Source organism: Rhizobium sp. FG96, assembly GCF_057808655.1.
Genome location: NZ_JBMDIL010000008.1, coordinates 83620 through 98871, shown reverse-complemented (window position 1 = coordinate 98871; position 15252 = coordinate 83620). Strand labels below are relative to the sequence as shown.

The window sequence follows — 15252 nt, the reverse complement described above, 5'->3', positions numbered from 1 at the left end:
GAAATCCGTTTAGACTGTTCGATAAAATTGCGCCAAATCTAATGCGCCTTTGTCGCCTGCCGCGAGACCACGTGTTCGCGCCAGATGGTGAAAATCCCGGCCGCCACGACGATGACGGAGCCGATCACCGTATTGAGGCTGAGGCTCTCGCCGAAGATGGTGACGCCGAGGATCGAGGCATAGACGAGCTGCAGGTAGGTGAGAGGCTGAACGGCTGCTGCATCCAGCATGTCATAGGCGCGGATCAGGCAATAATGGCTGGAGATGCTGGTCATGCAAACCAGCGCCATCCAGCCCCAGTCGCCGGGCGACATCCATGTCCAGTAGAACGGGCCGATCAGCGTCATGGTGATGCCGCCGACGACGCCGGTATAGAAGAAGCTGGTCATCGATGAATCGTCGCGGGAGACGAGGCGCGTGGCGATCACATAGAAGGCGAAGATGAAGCAGGAGACGATGGCGAGCAGCAGCTTCAGATCGAAGAATTCGCCCTCCGGCTTCAGGATCAGCAGCACGCCGAACAGGCCGGCGCCGATCGCCGTCCAGCGCCGCCAGCCCACACGCTCGCCGAGGATCGGCATCGACAGCAGCGCAATGACGATCGGCGTCGCGGCAAAGATCGCCTGCGAATGCGCGAGCCCGATGACCGCGAAACAGGTGATGGCGAGCACGACCTGAACCGCGAGCAGGACGCCGCGCGTCACCTGCAGCAACGGGCGCTTGGTTTTTGCCGTCTGCCGGATGCCGCCGCGCATCTTCGACGCGAGAAGAATGGTGAACAGAGCAAAGGCCCAGTAGCGGATCATCGTCACGAAGATAGGCGGATAGAGGCCGCCGAGATGCTTGGAGATCGCATCCTGCGTCGAGAAGATCGTCAGAGCCAGAAGGACGAAGATGTAACCTTGCGTCTTGGATTTCATGTCTTGCCGTCAGGCGGAGGGAGCATCCGCGTCGTCAAAGCTTGGTCAGGATTCCCGGTCCTTTGCAAGGTCTCAGAAGCCGACATTGGGCCGGTCGAAGATTTCGCGCAGCGCAAAGCTGGAATTGATCTTCACCACATGCGGCAGCGCCGAGAGCCAGTCGCGGTGGATCCGCTCATAGTCTTCCAGATCGCGGGCGGCGACCCGCAGGATATAGTCGTATTCGCCCGACATCAGGTAGCAGACCAGCACGTTCGGGCAGCGCTTCACCGCCGCCTCGAATTCCGAGAGCGTCTTGGCGAACTGCCCTGAAAGCGAGATATGGACGATGGCGATCATCTTGTATTCGAGCACCTTGTTGGAAAGGCGCGCGTGATAGCCGGCGATGGCGCCGTTCTTCTCCAGGATGTCGAGACGCCGCGAGCAGGCCGAGGCAGAGAGGCCGACCTTGTTGGCAAGCTCGGCGTTGGTGATCCGGGCGTTTGCTTGAAGTGCTCTCAGAATCGCAAGATCGATACTGTCGAGTTCAGACATTCGAAGAACCTTCGATTTGGTTTGATCAAACCGCACAATCTTCGAAAAATAGCTTTCAAGCAATGCCTCTTTGCAAGGACATTTCGCGGCGGCGGTGGTTGGATTTGTCCATTGAAAACGTCCCGCGCCAAGCGGGCATATATGAGAGGAACGCAGTATGCGTGTCGGTTGCCCGAAGGAAATCAAGAACCATGAATATCGTGTCGGTCTGACACCCGCTTCAGTTCGTGAATATGTCGCCCATGGCCACGAGGTCTGGGTCGAAACCAAGGCAGGCGCCGGCATTGGTGCCGATGACGCCGCCTATATTGCCGCTGGCGCAAAGATTGCCGCCTCCGCCAAGGATATCTTCGAGAAGTGCGATATGATCGTGAAGGTCAAGGAGCCGCAGCCCTCCGAATGGGCGCAGCTTCGCGATGGCCAGCTTCTCTACACCTATCTCCACCTCGCTCCGGATCCGGAACAGACCAGGGGCCTGCTCGCTTCCGGCGTCACCGCGATCGCCTATGAAACCGTCACCGACGAGCGCGGCGGCCTGCCGCTGTTGGCACCGATGTCGGAAGTTGCCGGCCGCCTGTCGATCCAGGCCGGTGCAACTGCGCTGCAGAAGGCCAATGGCGGCCTCGGCATCCTGCTCGGTGGCGTCCCCGGCGTTCTGCCGGCCAAGGTCGCGATCATCGGCGGTGGCGTCGTCGGTCTTCATGCCGCCAAAATGGCTGCCGGTCTCGGCGCCGATGTCAGCATCCTCGATCGCTCGCTGCCGCGTCTGCGCCAGCTCGACGATATCTTCGGCGGCCGGGTCCACACCCGCTATTCCAGCATCCAGGCGCTGGAAGAAGAAGTTTTCACTGCCGATCTCGTCATCGGCGCCGTGCTGATCCCGGGCGCTGCTGCGCCGAAGCTCGTCACCCGCGAAATGCTCTCGGGCATGAAGAAGGGCGCCGTCATCGTCGACGTCGCGATCGACCAGGGCGGCTGCTTCGAGACCTCGCATGCGACGACGCATTCCGAGCCGACCTACGAAGTCGACGGCATCGTCCACTATTGCGTCGCCAACATGCCGGGCGCCGTTCCGGTCACCTCGGCCCATGCGCTGAATAACGCCACGCTGGTCCACGGCCTGGCGCTCGCCGACCGCGGCCTGCGCGCCATTGCCGAAGACAAGCACCTGCGCAACGGCCTGAATGTCCACAAGGGCCGTGTCACCTACAAGCCGGTCGCCGAAGCGCTGGGCTATGAAGCCCACGCACCGGAAAGTGTACTTAACGTAGCGTAATTCCCATCGCGTTACGTTAGATGAAGGCGCCGGATTCCTTGTAATCCGGCGCCTTTTCTATGCGGCACTGAAAGCAGTTGTTGCGCGCCGAGCGAACATGCACATAGGCGATGTCGCCCCGTGCAAGCAGGCCGCCGGCGTAAGCGGCAATCTCCCGCGTCGGCGTGACGGCGCCGGTACCGTAGACGATGCGGTTGTTCTCGCCATAGCCGCGCACGATGTAATCGGAACTGCTCAGCGCAGGCGGCGCAATTTCTTCGGCTGCATAGCGCGCGCAGCGCTGCTTATGCAGGAAGATCGGCCCGGTCTCGGCATAGGGCTGCATCTCCGGGAAGGGACGATAGGCGAAGACCAGCAGCTCTTCGCCCGCATCGATATTCCCAAGGCAGTGACGGCAGGGATGGCCCGGCCCATCGGAGACCATGGTCTCCGGCAGGAAGCCATAGGAATCGCTGCCGCCATTCCAGAGATGGTCGGCATCGGCAGTCGGCATTGCTGAAAAACGGATATCGGTCATGGCGGTCTCCTCTTGGGTTCCAGCATGAAATGCGCCGATCGGGCGGCCGAAACCACCCGATTCCTGCGGGCTCAGCTCTTGCGCGCGATCTCCAGCAATTCCTTGTCGCTGAGCGGCCGGACGATGCCGGTACCGGTCGAAACAGGCGAGAAGCCGAACATCTGGTAGAGCTGCAGGGCGCGCGGGTGGTCGAGATTGTTGGTGGTGGTCAGCACGCGCTTCGGGTTCAGCGTCCAGATAGCGTAGAGCGCCTGCAGCAGAAACCATTTGCCGATCCCGAGGCCGAGCGCATGCTCGATCAAACCGAAATGCGAAAGCTCGATCGTATCCTCGTCCTGACAGAAATACTCGTAGAACCCGGCGGGCGCGCCGTTGACGTAGAGCACGCTGATATTGTTGCGCTTGTCGTGCAGCGCTGCCGTCAGCTCCTCGTCGCTCATCCGCAGGCGGTCGACCCATTGCCAGCGCGCGCCCACCTGCCGGTAGAGATGGCGGTAGAAGGGCAGAGGGATCTCGCTGGTGCGCATGATCGCCGTCTGGATATTGACCGGCATCGGCAGGCTGCTCTTCGGCGGGGCCGTCATTTCAAGGCGGGTGATATGGGCCGTCAGCGACGCGGGAGATTTCGCCATGCCGCTCAAACCTTGATCGGATCGGCAGGGCCGGTGACGACAGGCGTGTCGTCGCGGCTGCCCCACTCGCTCCAGGAGCCGTCATAGAGCTTGTTGTCGCTGTGCCCGAGTGACTCTAGCGCCAGCGTGATGATGGCGGCGGTGATGCCGGAGCCGCAGGAGGTGACGACGGGCTTCGACAGGTCGATACCGGCGTCCTCGATGGTCTGCTTCAGCTCGGGCAAAGACTTGAAACGGCCCTGCGTGGCGAAGGAGCCCGACGGCAGGCTGCGGGCGCCCGGCATATGGCCGGAGCGCATGCCGGCGCGGGGCTCGGGTTCGGTTGCCGCGAAACGGCCGGCGCTGCGGGCATCGGCGATCTGCAGTGCGCCGCTCGAAACGATGTCGCGCATACGCTCGAGCGTCACCACGCGGGCTTCGTCATAATTCGTCTTGAATGTCGCGGCCGGGTAGGCGGGCGTTGCCGTTTCCAGCGCACGGCCCTCGGCCTTCCAGCCATCCAGGCCGCCATCGAGCACGAAGACGTTCTTGGCGCCCATCACCCGGAACAGCCACCAGACGCGGGGCGAGGCGAACATGCCAATGCCGTCATAGACGACGATCCGGTCGTTTTCGCTGATGCCGAGCTTGCCCACTTCGGCGGCGAATTGATCGGGCGAGGGAATAGTGTGCGGCAGGTTGGTGGAGTGATCGGCGATCTTGTCCTGATCGAAACGGATTGCGCCCGGGATATGCCCCGCGGCATATTCGGCGTCCGCATCGCGCTTCTGCGCCGGGAGATAGAAGGAGGCGTCGAGGACGCGCAGATCCGGCTTTCCGAGTTCGCCCTGCAGCCAGTCGGCCGAAACCACGAAGCGGCTTTTCTCGTCACTCATTCCAATCTCCCTAGAATACACAGTCGCAGTCGCGGGGACTGCCTTACGCCTCGCCGCCGGGAGCGCCGAAGCGAATGCGGAAGCGGCGGTTTTCCTTGCCCTTCTTCTCGATCTTGGCGATGTGAATCTGCCCGACTTCCTGCGTTTCGGACACATGTGTGCCACCGCAGGGCTGGCTGTCAATTGAAGAGTTTTCGCCGATGCAGACGAGGCTGACGCGCCCGAGGCCCATTGGCGGGCGGACGTTCTTCGACTTGACGATACCGGGGTTGGCCGCCAGTTCCTCGTCGGTGATCCATTGCAGGTAGACGGGATGGTTCTGGCTCACCAGTTCCATCATCTTCGCCGTCACCTCGTCCTTGTCGATCGTCTCGCTCATGTCGAAATCGACGCGGCTCTCATCCTCGCCGACGGCGGCACCGGTGATCGGGTAGGAACAGACGACGGAGAGCAGGTGGCAGGCGGTGTGCATGCGCATCAGCTTGTAGCGGCGCGGCCAGTCGACATGCAGCACCAGCTTCTCACCGATATCGGGACGCTGCTCACCCTCGAGCGGCACGTGGATGACGATATCCTTGGTGGCGCCGTGCTTCGTCTGCCCCAGCGCTATCTTCGAGCCATCGGCGCGTTCCAGGAAGCCGGTATCGCCCGGCTGCCCGCCCGATGTTGCATAGAAGCAGGTCTGATCCAGCTCGATGCCCCCGTCTTCGTGAACGGCGGTGACAACCGCCTCGCATGTCGAAAGGTAGAAGTCGTCACGATAGAGGGCATTGACTGGCATTGGGTCTCACGCTGCAGGTTCGTAGGGTATCTTGAGGTCGCTCGACGATTTGATGAAGGAGGGGACCGGCAGGCCCTTGGACTTCAGGAAATCGGCATTGAAAAGCTTCGACTGGTAGCGGTTGCCATAGTCGCAGAGGATCGTCACCACGGTGTGACCCGGGCCGAGATCTTTCGCGAGATGCACCGCGCCGGCAATGTTGATGGCGCTGGAGCCGCCGAGGCAGAGGCCTTCGTGCTCGACCATGTCGAAGACGTAGGGCAGGGCTTCCGCATCGCTGATCTGATAGGCGAAGTCGGGCGCAAAGCCTTCGAGATTGGCGGTGATGCGGCCCTGGCCGATGCCTTCGGTGATCGAGTTGCCGGAGGATTTCAGCTCGCCGTTCTTGTAGAATTCGTAGAGGGCCGCACCTTCAGGATCGGCAAGCCCGATCTTGATATCCTTGCTGAAGCCCTTGAGACCGGCCGCCACACCGGCGAGCGTCCCGCCGGAGCCGACGGCGCAGATGAAGCCGTCGATCTTGCCGTCGGTATCGCGCCAGATTTCCTTGGCGGTGGTCTCGATATGCGCCTGGCGGTTGGCGACATTGTCGAACTGGTTGGCCCAGATCGCGCCGTTCGGCTCGCTCTTCGCCAGCTGTTCGGCCAGACGCCCGGAGACCTTGATGTAATTGTTCGGGTTCTTGTAGGGAACGGCAGGCACTTCGACGAGCTCGGCGCCGAGCAGCTTCAGCGCGTCCTTCTTTTCCTGGCTCTGCGTTTCCGGAATGACGATGACGGTGCGGTAGCCGAGCGCCTTGGCGACGACGGTGAGGCCGATGCCGGTATTGCCGGCGGTGCCTTCGACGATGACGCCGCCCGGTTTCAGCAGGCCCTTCTTTTCCGCATCGCGGATGATGTAGAGCGCGGCGCGATCCTTCACCGACTGGCCGGGATTGAGGAATTCCGCCTTGCCGAGAATGGTGCAGCCGGTCGCTTCGGAAGCGCCCTTGAGCTTGATGAGCGGGGTGTTGCCGATCGCCTCGATCACGGAGGGGTAGAAGGTCATGGAATCTGCCTCTTTGGAGCTCTTACTGTAAGAACGGTCTTTTCCCTTCACAAGGCAGGGTTGGCAAGAAATGCTATTCCACGCCTTTGCCCGCGCCGGTAAAATTAGTCTTCGTCTTGAGGAAGCCCCGCAGTCCGCCCAAAAGTGGCAGGTGATCCGAAGATTGACTTTCGGCGTATGCACGACGACAAAGCAAACGCGGAACGCAGGAAAAAGGCGTGGCCGAATCCGACATGGTTCACGAGCATATCGACACGGTCGATGCATTGATGGCGCATTATGTCGCCGGTTCTTTACCTGAACCGGCGCGGGTTCTCGTGCAATCTCATCTTGAAATTAAGCCGGATAACCGTGCCCTGGTCCAGGATCTGGAACTGCTGGCAGGTGAAGCGCTCGAGGATACGGCGGGCACGCCGATAACCGGCCGCGACGAACGCCTCGCCGCGATCTTCGCTTCGAGCGCGCCGGCAGGCGCGACAAAGGATAAGCAACAAGGCGTCTTTCCGCGCCCGATCCGCGATCTCGTCGGCTTCGACGCCGATACGGTGCCGTGGAAGACGAAGCTGCCGGGCTTCAAGGAATATTCGGTCGATATCGACGGCTGCGAGGTCAGCCTGATGTGGATCCGGCCGGGCCGTGCGTTGCCGGCACATACCCACAAGGGCATGGAGCTGATTCTGATCCTCGACGGCGCCTTCGTAGACGAGCGCGGCCGTTTCGGCCCGGGTGACATTTCCGTCGCCGACGAGACCCTCAACCACCGGCCGGTCGCCGAAAAGGACCGTCCCTGCATCGCTTTCTCGGTGCTTGATGCGCCGATCAAGCTCACCGGTTCCTTCCGCCAGCTGATCGGCGACCTGATCGGCTGAAAGCAGCCACATTAGCGTGATAGAGGCTTGAATCCGGGAGGCAGTGAGGAACTTCCGGACATGGTTTCGTGTTGAATCTGAAGTCCCGGAGGATTGCATCATGCGCGATTTCATTGCTCGCCCCGAACACGGCATCGTCTGGATTACCGGTGCAAGCTCGGGAATCGGGCGCGCGCTGGCGCTGAAGCTCGCAGGCGAGGGCTACAAGGTCGCCGTGACCGCGCGGGATCATGAAAAACTCGCCGACCTCCAGGCCGAGGCGAACGGTCTTTCCGGCAGCATCATCGTGCTCGACGGCGATGTGACCGACCCCGAAGACATGGAACATGCCTTTGCCTCGATCGAATACGAGCACGGCGCTCTCGCCATGGCGATTTTCAATGCCGGCGTCTACCTGCCCGTCCATGCCGAAGATCTCAATCGCGACGATTTCGAGAAGACCTTTGCCGTCAACCTGTCTGGCGTCGTCAACTGTCTGGTCCCCGCCGTCCGCCACATGAAGGCTAAGGGGCAGGGACAGATCGCCATCGTCTCCTCCGTCACCGGATATGGTGGCCTGCCGACGAGTGCAGCCTACGGTGCCAGCAAGGCGGCGCTCATCAACATGGCCGAGAGCCTGAAATTCGATCTCGACAAGATGGGCATCCGCATCCAGGTCATCTGCCCCGGCTTCGTCGATACGCCGGCGACACAGAAGAACGAATTCCCGATGCCGTCGCTGATTTCGGTCGATGAAGCCGCCAGCGAAATCGCGGCCGGACTCAAGTCGCAATCCTTTGAGATCAGCTTCCCGAAGCGCTTCACCTATCAGCTGAAGCTGCTGCGTATGCTGCCCTACAGCCTGTATTTCTGGCTGCTGAACCGCTCGACGGGATGGCGCGAACGGCCGCTCGTCAAGCATGGTCACCATCCGGCGACACCGCATCCCGCGGAGTGATCAGCGGCTCTCGATGCGCAGGCGCAGTTCCCGGTGCTTCGCCTCGTCGAGCGGGAAATTCCACATCAGGGCGACGGCCGCGAGTTTCAGCGCAATCGGTAGCCAGGCGTAGATGACCGCAAGTGCCGTCAGCGCTTCGGGCGCGTTGCCGGTGCCTTTCGCGGCATCGAAGCCGAAGGCGGCGAGAACAGGAAAGACCAGCCCGACCCCGGCCGCAAGCGACGCCTTGGTCGCCAGCCCCCAGGCCGCGAAATAGAGCCCGCTGCGCTGCTCACCGGAATTGGCGGTATCCTCATCGATGACATCGGCCTGCATTGCCGGCGGCAGCGACAGGTCGAAACCGAGCATCAATCCTGTGAGCACGCAGATAGAGGCGACGGCATAGATCGCGCCGGGCTGCAGAAGCGGTGCGGCGGCAAAGACCGCGCAGGCCGCGATCATTGCCACGCACCAGGCGCGATGCTTGCCAAGGCGCTTTGCGGTCAGCGCCGCGAGCGGCACGCCGGCGATACCGGAGAGGAAATAGAGAAACAGCAGGGGTCCGCGAGCCTCCGGCATGCCGAGCCGGTCGGAGACGAAATAGAGAAACAGCGTTGCCGGTATGCCGTTGGCAAAACCATTCAGGAAATAGGCGGCGAGCAGGCGGATGAACGGCCGGTTCGCCGCCAGATAGCTAAGCCCTTTGCGCAGTCCGACGATCGCGGCCGTATGCTCCGCCGGTTCGGGCACTTTGACGACCGCTAGTGCGCCCGTGAGCGGCAGAGCGATGGCAACGACAATGCCGAGCACGGCAAGCCCCGAAAGTCCGCCCGGCGGATCAAGCCCGATCGCGAAGGGCACGACGATGGCGATCAGCGTGCCCACCAGCGTCGTTCCCTCCCGAAGTGCTGCCAGCGAGGTGCGTCCGGCATAATCGCTGACGAGCTCCGCACCCCAGGCGGAATAGGGAACGGTCGCAAGCGTGAAGCCGAGGGAGAGCAGGCAGCCCCAGAGACCAAGCCAGAGCACGCCGGCGCCTGCCGGTGGCGCATAGAGCGCCAGTGCTGCAATCGCCGCGACCGGGAGCGACAGTGCAAAGAAGAAGCGTCTGCGCCCCATCCTTGGCCGGTAGCGGTCAGCGATGACACCGACCATCGGATCGGAGATGGCATCGAAGATCCGAACCAGCAGCAGTGTCAGGCCGACAGCGGCCAGCGGCAGGCCCAGCGTCTCGGTGTAATAGGTCGGCACGACGGCATAGAGCGGCAGGCCGAGGGCAGCCAGCGGTGCTGCGGGCAGGGCATAGGCGAGGCGGGTACCGATGCTCACGCCGGGCGTCTGCTGCCTCGCCATCCGCTACCGTCAGCTGCGCGAGAAGACGACCTGGCGGACGTCGATATTCTTCGCCCGGAAACCCGCCTCGCAATAGAAGAGATAGAATTCCCACAGCCGCTTGAAGCGATCGTCGAAGCCGAGCGGCCGCACGCGCTCCCAGACGTTCCAGAAGCGCTCGCGCCATTCGGCGAGTGTACGGGCATAATCGAGCCCGAAGCCGAAATCCTTGACTATCGACAGTTCGACCTTGCGCCCGAGTTCGGCGAGATGATCCGGCGTCGGCAGCATGCCGCCGGGGAAGACATATTTCTGGATGAAGTCAGGATTGCTGCGATACTGGTCGAAGGCTTCGGGCTTGATGGTGATGATCTGCAGCCCGGCCTTGCCGCCCGGCTTCAGGCATTCCCGCAGCTTGGAGAAATAGGCCGGCCAGTACTTTTCGCCAACCGCCTCGAACATCTCGATCGAGACGATCCGGTCGTAGAGGCCCTTCTCGTCGCGGTAATCCTGAAAGCGCAGGTCGACGCGATCGGAAAGACCAGCCTTTCGGATGCGCTCCTGCGCGAAGGCCAGCTGCTCGCGGCTGATCGTCAGCCCGGTCACCTTGCAGCGCATTTCGCTCGCTGCAAATTCGGCAAACCCGCCCCAGCCGCAGCCGATCTCCAGCACATGATCGCCCGGCCGGATGCCGGTCGCTTCGGCGAGCGCCCGGTATTTGGCGTTCTGCGCCGACTGCAGGTCGTTGGCTCCGGTGGAATAGAGCGCCGACGAATAGGTCATCGTCGGATCCAGCCACTGCTTGTAGAAATCGTTGCCGAGATCGTAATGCGCCGAGATATTGCGCTTCGAGCCCTTGCGGGTATTGGCATTCATCCAGTGGCGGACGCGCTCGACGACGCGCATGATGCCCTGCTTGCCGTTGAAATGCCTGTCCGCCGATTCACTGTTGATCAGGAAAAGCTCGAGGAAAGCCGTGATGTCAGGGCTCTGCCAGTCGCCGTCCATATAGGTTTCGGCAACGCCGATCGTTCCGCTGTTCATCGCCCGGCTGGCGAGGTTCCAGTTGTTCAGCCTCACGGCCGCCTGCGGTCCCTCGACGCTGCCCTTGATCAGGGCCTTGCGTCCATCGGGAAGTTCGATCGCCAGCGCTCCATGCTGCATCTGCAGAAGACCGCGGAGCGCCAGCTTCGCCTTGAGCGGCAACCCCTTCGTGAAGCGCCCGACATTCTCGGCCGTCAGCGCCACCGCGCCGCGGGCAAAGGAATTCCAGTCTTCTGCAGTCATGATCGGCTCCTCCAGCCTCTTAGCCGGTTAAGGACAGCGATTGCATGAGCCAGCCCCCCGGCATTTGTAGAGAACGCTAATGTCATTCAGCAGCTTCTGCAATATGCCGCGGACGGCGCACACTCACCGGTGGCGGGGGAGCCGGGCGGGAGATGTATTTCGCGCCCTTGATCCAGAGTTTCAGCGCTTCCCAGTGGATGCCGGCGACGATCTTGAAGGTCAGGAACGGGATGCGCGCCGTCAGCCGCGCCAGCGCCCGGCTGGTGAGCAGCACCTTCTTCCCCGAGAAGGTGGCAGCGAGAAGCGGCCCTTCCGCATCGGTCTCCAGAATACGCCAGCGGATCTCGTTGCCGGGCGGCAGCATGCGGAAGTGATAGTCCATATCCATGCCGATGAAGGGCGAGACATGGAAAAGCTTGCCGCAGCTCTGGCGCAGGCCGCTGTCCGTCAGTTCGCCTGGTATCACCGGGCAGACATAGGTGTGCCGCTCGCCGAAGGTATTGCGCACTTCGTAGATCAGAGCGATCAGATCATCGGCTACGTCATAGGCGTAATAGACGGAGAGCGGGTTGAACACGTAGCCGAGGATCCGAGGATAGCAGACCAGCAGGATGCGCGCTGCCCGCTGGCCCAGTCCGGCATCATCGAGAAGCCGGTCGGCATAGGCGCGCAGGGAGAGGCCATCGTGGCCGGTATGATCGGCTTCATGGAAGGAAACGAGATTGCGCCGGTTGACCGAGAAGACCGGCGACATTTTCCCAGCGTCATCAAGCCTGTCGAGATCGACCATCAGCGAGAAGACGTTGTAGCGGAACCGGTGGCCGAACGGCTTCATCCGCTGATGCATGACATGGCCGCAATAGAGCACGGCAGGCGCGTCAGGTCGCGGACCGTTCCGCTCCATGCTGGCACCAGAACTCTGCGGCCGCATCGTCACGCTACGGCCTCCAGGAGAGGGGCGTGGGAGGAGGCTCCGGTAGTCCGCCAGGGAATGACCCCGCCCAGAGCCTCTGCCGCCGCTAGGCCGGATACGAGCCCATCCTCATGGAAGCCGTAGCCCGTCCAGGCGCCCGCGAAATAGCAATTGTTCTTGCCCTGGATCGCCCCGATCTCCTGCTGCGCCTTCATGCCATCGGCGGAGAATTGCGGGTGCTCGTAGCTGAACTCGGCAAAGACCTTGGAAGGATCGGGCTCGCGGTCCGGGTTGAGCGTCACGAACAGCGGCAGCTTCCGGTCGATGCCCTGCAGCCGGTTCATCCAGTAGCTGACGGCGACACCAGCCCGGCCATCCTCGTGGCTGGAGCGCAGGTAGTTCCAAGAAGCCCAGACTTTCTGCCGCTTCGGCATCAATGCCGTGTCGCGATGCAGCACGACCCGGTTCGGCTGGTAGGGAACCGCGGCGAGCAGCCGCTTTTCCCGGTCGCTGGCATCGACGAGCATCCGCGCCGTCTGGTCGCTATGCGAGGCGAAGATCACCTTGTCGAAATGCTGCTCGTTGCCGCTCTCGTCGATGACGGTCGCGCCATTGGCATGCCGCATCACCCCGCGCACGCCGCAGGAAAGCTTCAGGCGGCTGCCGAGCGGCGCCAGCAGCTTTTCGAGATAGTTGCGGCTGCCGCCAGTCACCGTGCGCCACTGATGCTGCTTGCTGTAGATCAGGCGGTGATTGTCGAAGAAATTGACGAAATGCTCGGCCGGGAATTGCAGCATCCGCTGCGACGGCGTCGACCAGATCGCTGCCGCCATCGGCACCAGATAATTGTTGGTGAATCCCGGCGAGAAACCGCGCCAGTCGAGATAGTCGCCGATTGAGCGCGCCGCCAGATGACCTGCGGCCCGGTCTTCGAGGCAGGTCCGGTTGAAGCGCAGGATCTCGCGGATCATCAGCAGGAAGGAGGGACGCAGCAGGTTGCGCTTCTGTGCAAAAAGCGAGGAGAGCCCGCAGCCGCTCCATTCCAGCCGCCCCTGATCGAGCGACAGTGAGAAGCTCATGTCGCTGGCGTGGGTCGCGACATCGAGTTCGGCAAACAGCGCCGTCAGGTTCGGATAGCAATGTTCGTTGTAGACAATGAAGCCCGTGTCGACCGGGACACGCTGTCCGTCATAGTCGATATCGACAGTTGCCGTGTGCCCGCCGGGCAGGCTGCTCTTTTCGAACAGCGTGACGTCATGCACCGGGTTCAGCGCCCAGGCAGCCGATGCCCCCGATATTCCCGAGCCGATGACGGCGATCTTCAAGCGGCTTTCGGGCGGCCGGGCGAGATGAAAATGCGCGTTCATGCAGCGTCCTTTATGGCGTTATAGGCCTTCAGCGCCCGGTCGCGGGCCTTGGCGTGATCGACGATCGGTTTCGGGTAGGTCTCGCCGAGCACGATGCCGGCCTTTTCAAGCACGGCCGCCGGCGCCTCGAAGGGGCGGTGGATATATTTGTTGTCGAGCTTTGCGAGCTCCGGGACGAACTCCCGCACATAATCTCCGTCGGGGTCGAATTTCTCGCCCTGGAGGATCGGGTTGAAGATCCGGAAGAAGGGCGAGGCATCGGCGCCCGATCCCGCCACCCATTGCCAGTTGGCGGCATTGCTTGCCGGATCGGCATCGACGAGCGTGTCGCGGAACCACTTCTCGCCGCGCCGCCAGTCGATCATCAGGTCCTTGATCAGGAACGAGCCGGTGATCATCCTGACGCGATTGTGCATGATCCCGTAGCGCCAGAGCTGGCGCATGCCGGCATCGACGATCGGGTAGCCGGTCAGGCCACGCGTCCAGGCTTTGAAATGTCCCTTGTCATTATGCCATTCGAAGCCGTCGAAACGGTCGTTCCAGTTGGCATAGGGAAGCTTCGGGAAATGGAAGAGCAGGTGGTAGCAGAACTCGCGCCAGGCAAGCTCCTTGCGGAAATGCACGAGATCGTCTGACGGCACCCGCTTGGAGAGACCGCGCGTCGCCTCCCATATCCGTGCCGGCGAGATTTCGCCGAGTGCCAGATGCGGCGAGAGCATCGAGGTCGCGGCAACCGACGGGAAATCGCGATCCTTCTTGTAGCCGTTCAGCCGCTCGTCCACGAAATCCTGCAGTTTCTCCAGCGCCGCATCTTCGCCCGGCGTCCAGATATCGCTAAATTCTGATGCCCAATCCGGCTTGACCGGCAGCAGCTTCCAGGAGGCGAGGGGCTCCGAATGCGGCCAGTGGCTGGGGAAGGAGAATTTCTTCGGTGCATCGAGCGGATGCGGCGGCTCGCCCGAGCCTTCGAGTGCCCGCCAGAACGGCGTGTAGACGCGATAGGGCGTACCGCCGCCGGTCTTCAGCTTCGAAGGCTCATGCAGCAGCTGCCCGGCAAAGCTGCGCGCCTCGACGGCCTGCCGCTCCAGCTCGTGCTTGATCCTCATATCGACGGCAATGCCCGGCGGATCGTAGCGCCGGTTCCACAGCACGGTCTCCGCGCCGGTGGATTTGACCAGCGCCTGGAGCGCCTCCAGCGCATTGCCTCTCAGCAGCACCAACTTGCCGTGGTGCTTGTGCAGCGAGGCCTCCAGCGCCTCAAGCGAATGGTGCAGCCACCATGCCTGGGCCGAACCCAAAGGCCCGTTGCCCGACGTTTCAGGCTCGCGGATATAAAGGGGAATGATCGGGCGGCCGGAGGCGCAGGCTTCGTGCAGCGCGTGATTGTCGTCGAGACGCAAATCCTTGCGAAACCAGAGAATAACCGGTTTTTCGACTGCCTTCGCCAATGCCTTCGTTCCCTGTCCCGTTCTTTTGGTCTGCTACGTATCTACGATAGGCTTGGATCAAAAGTTTCAGTTGGGAAGACAGTTTTATTCGCCTTGCCGCGCACATGAAAAAGGCCGGTCAAAACCGGCCTTTTCGCTTGGCTGATCCGGAGATCAGTTGTCGTATTCACGGCAACGGTCGCTGATCGAAGCGCCGCCCTGACCGGCGCGGCTATCGACCACGCCCTGTTGCGGCATGTTCGGGCATTCGAGAACACCACGCGGTTCGCCGATACTCTGGGTGGTGGTCGGATCGACCGGATCGACGCGCACCGGATGGGTGCCGTTGTTGTCGACCGTCATGTCAGAGGAATATTGCGGCTCGGCCGGTGCAGTATCGTATGCCGGTGCCGACTGGGCGAAGGCCGGAGCGGCAAGGCCGAGGGCGAGCAGCGAGGCTGCGGCAAATGTCTTACGCATGGAGAAACTCCTCCTTGGTCTGCTTTTTCTCTAGGGGTGACAGAAACGGAACCCGCGGGCCGCGTCATTGTTCCGAACT

Annotated in this window: 16 protein-coding genes; 3 read left to right on the top strand and 13 right to left on the bottom strand. The window is 62.2% G+C overall.

Going from position 1 to position 15252, the window contains the following annotated elements; genetic code table 11:
- Positions 1–38: 38 nt before the first annotated feature.
- Both ACODR6_RS17390 and ACODR6_RS17385 read right to left on the bottom strand, forming a co-directional pair.
- Positions 39–920 (bottom strand): DMT family transporter, encoded by an 882-nt coding sequence (locus ACODR6_RS17390; RefSeq protein WP_489023252.1) that lies wholly within the window; start codon positions 918–920, stop codon positions 39–41.
- 72 nt (positions 921–992) lie between these two features.
- The gene (locus ACODR6_RS17385; protein WP_112711921.1) at positions 993–1454 is read right to left on the bottom strand and encodes an Lrp/AsnC family transcriptional regulator; all 462 of its coding nucleotides are present in this window, start codon (positions 1452–1454) and stop codon (positions 993–995) included.
- A gap of 157 nt (positions 1455–1611) precedes the next feature.
- Here ACODR6_RS17385 and ald point away from each other — a divergent pair, with 157 nt between their 5' ends.
- Positions 1612–2730, top strand: a complete 1119-nt coding sequence (ald, locus tag ACODR6_RS17380; RefSeq protein WP_489023250.1) for an alanine dehydrogenase — start codon at positions 1612–1614, stop codon at positions 2728–2730.
- 16 nt (positions 2731–2746) lie between these two features.
- On the opposite strand, the gene ACODR6_RS17375 is transcribed toward ald, so the two are convergent.
- From ACODR6_RS17375 to ACODR6_RS17355, 5 genes are all read right to left on the bottom strand, one after another.
- Positions 2747–3247 carry a DUF1203 domain-containing protein gene (locus tag ACODR6_RS17375; protein ID WP_489023248.1) on the bottom strand — a complete coding sequence of 167 codons (501 nt, stop codon included), beginning with the start codon at positions 3245–3247 and terminating at the stop codon, positions 2747–2749.
- Between the two features lie 71 nt (positions 3248–3318).
- Entirely contained in the window at positions 3319–3879 is a 561-nt protein-coding gene (locus ACODR6_RS17370) for a GNAT family N-acetyltransferase (protein WP_130278467.1), read from the bottom strand.
- Positions 3880–3884: 5 nt separating this feature from the next.
- On the bottom strand, positions 3885–4754 hold the full coding sequence (gene sseA, locus ACODR6_RS17365) for a 3-mercaptopyruvate sulfurtransferase (RefSeq protein WP_489023245.1): 870 nt from the start codon (positions 4752–4754) through the stop codon (positions 3885–3887).
- Positions 4755–4797: 43 nt separating this feature from the next.
- Positions 4798–5535, bottom strand: a complete 738-nt coding sequence (locus ACODR6_RS17360) for an alanyl-tRNA editing protein (RefSeq protein WP_489023243.1) — start codon at positions 5533–5535, stop codon at positions 4798–4800.
- 6 nt (positions 5536–5541) lie between these two features.
- Positions 5542–6582, bottom strand: a complete 1041-nt coding sequence (locus ACODR6_RS17355) for a cysteine synthase A (protein WP_112711547.1) — start codon at positions 6580–6582, stop codon at positions 5542–5544.
- A gap of 218 nt (positions 6583–6800) precedes the next feature.
- Between ACODR6_RS17355 and ACODR6_RS17350 the strand changes: the two genes are divergently transcribed.
- The gene (locus ACODR6_RS17350) at positions 6801–7451 is read left to right on the top strand and encodes a ChrR family anti-sigma-E factor (RefSeq protein WP_413709363.1); all 651 of its coding nucleotides are present in this window, start codon (positions 6801–6803) and stop codon (positions 7449–7451) included.
- A gap of 100 nt (positions 7452–7551) precedes the next feature.
- On the top strand, positions 7552–8388 hold the full coding sequence (locus tag ACODR6_RS17345) for an SDR family NAD(P)-dependent oxidoreductase (RefSeq protein ID WP_130278464.1): 837 nt from the start codon (positions 7552–7554) through the stop codon (positions 8386–8388).
- Here the strand turns inward: ACODR6_RS17345 and ACODR6_RS17340 are convergent, their stop codons facing one another.
- The 6 genes from ACODR6_RS17340 to ACODR6_RS17315 all read right to left on the bottom strand — a co-directional run bounded on the left by ACODR6_RS17340 (position 8389) and on the right by ACODR6_RS17315 (position 15173).
- Positions 8389–9720, bottom strand: a complete 1332-nt coding sequence (locus ACODR6_RS17340; RefSeq protein WP_489023240.1) for an MFS transporter — start codon at positions 9718–9720, stop codon at positions 8389–8391.
- Positions 9721–9729: 9 nt separating this feature from the next.
- On the bottom strand, positions 9730–10989 hold the full coding sequence (locus ACODR6_RS17335) for a class I SAM-dependent methyltransferase (protein ID WP_112711550.1): 1260 nt from the start codon (positions 10987–10989) through the stop codon (positions 9730–9732).
- 79 nt (positions 10990–11068) lie between these two features.
- Complete coding sequence (locus tag ACODR6_RS17330) at positions 11069–11917, bottom strand: DUF1365 domain-containing protein (protein WP_489023480.1); 849 nt, start codon at positions 11915–11917, stop codon at positions 11069–11071.
- A gap of 2 nt (positions 11918–11919) precedes the next feature.
- The gene (locus ACODR6_RS17325; protein ID WP_489023238.1) at positions 11920–13266 is read right to left on the bottom strand and encodes an NAD(P)/FAD-dependent oxidoreductase; all 1347 of its coding nucleotides are present in this window, start codon (positions 13264–13266) and stop codon (positions 11920–11922) included.
- A complete protein-coding gene (locus ACODR6_RS17320; RefSeq protein ID WP_489023236.1) occupies positions 13263–14714 on the bottom strand; it encodes a cryptochrome/photolyase family protein in 1452 nt (483 codons plus the stop codon). Before ACODR6_RS17320 ends, ACODR6_RS17325 begins: the two co-directional genes overlap by 4 nt.
- Positions 14715–14867: 153 nt before the next feature.
- On the bottom strand, positions 14868–15173 hold the full coding sequence (locus ACODR6_RS17315; protein ID WP_130278458.1) for a hypothetical protein: 306 nt from the start codon (positions 15171–15173) through the stop codon (positions 14868–14870).
- Between the last annotated feature and the right edge of the window lie 79 nt (positions 15174–15252).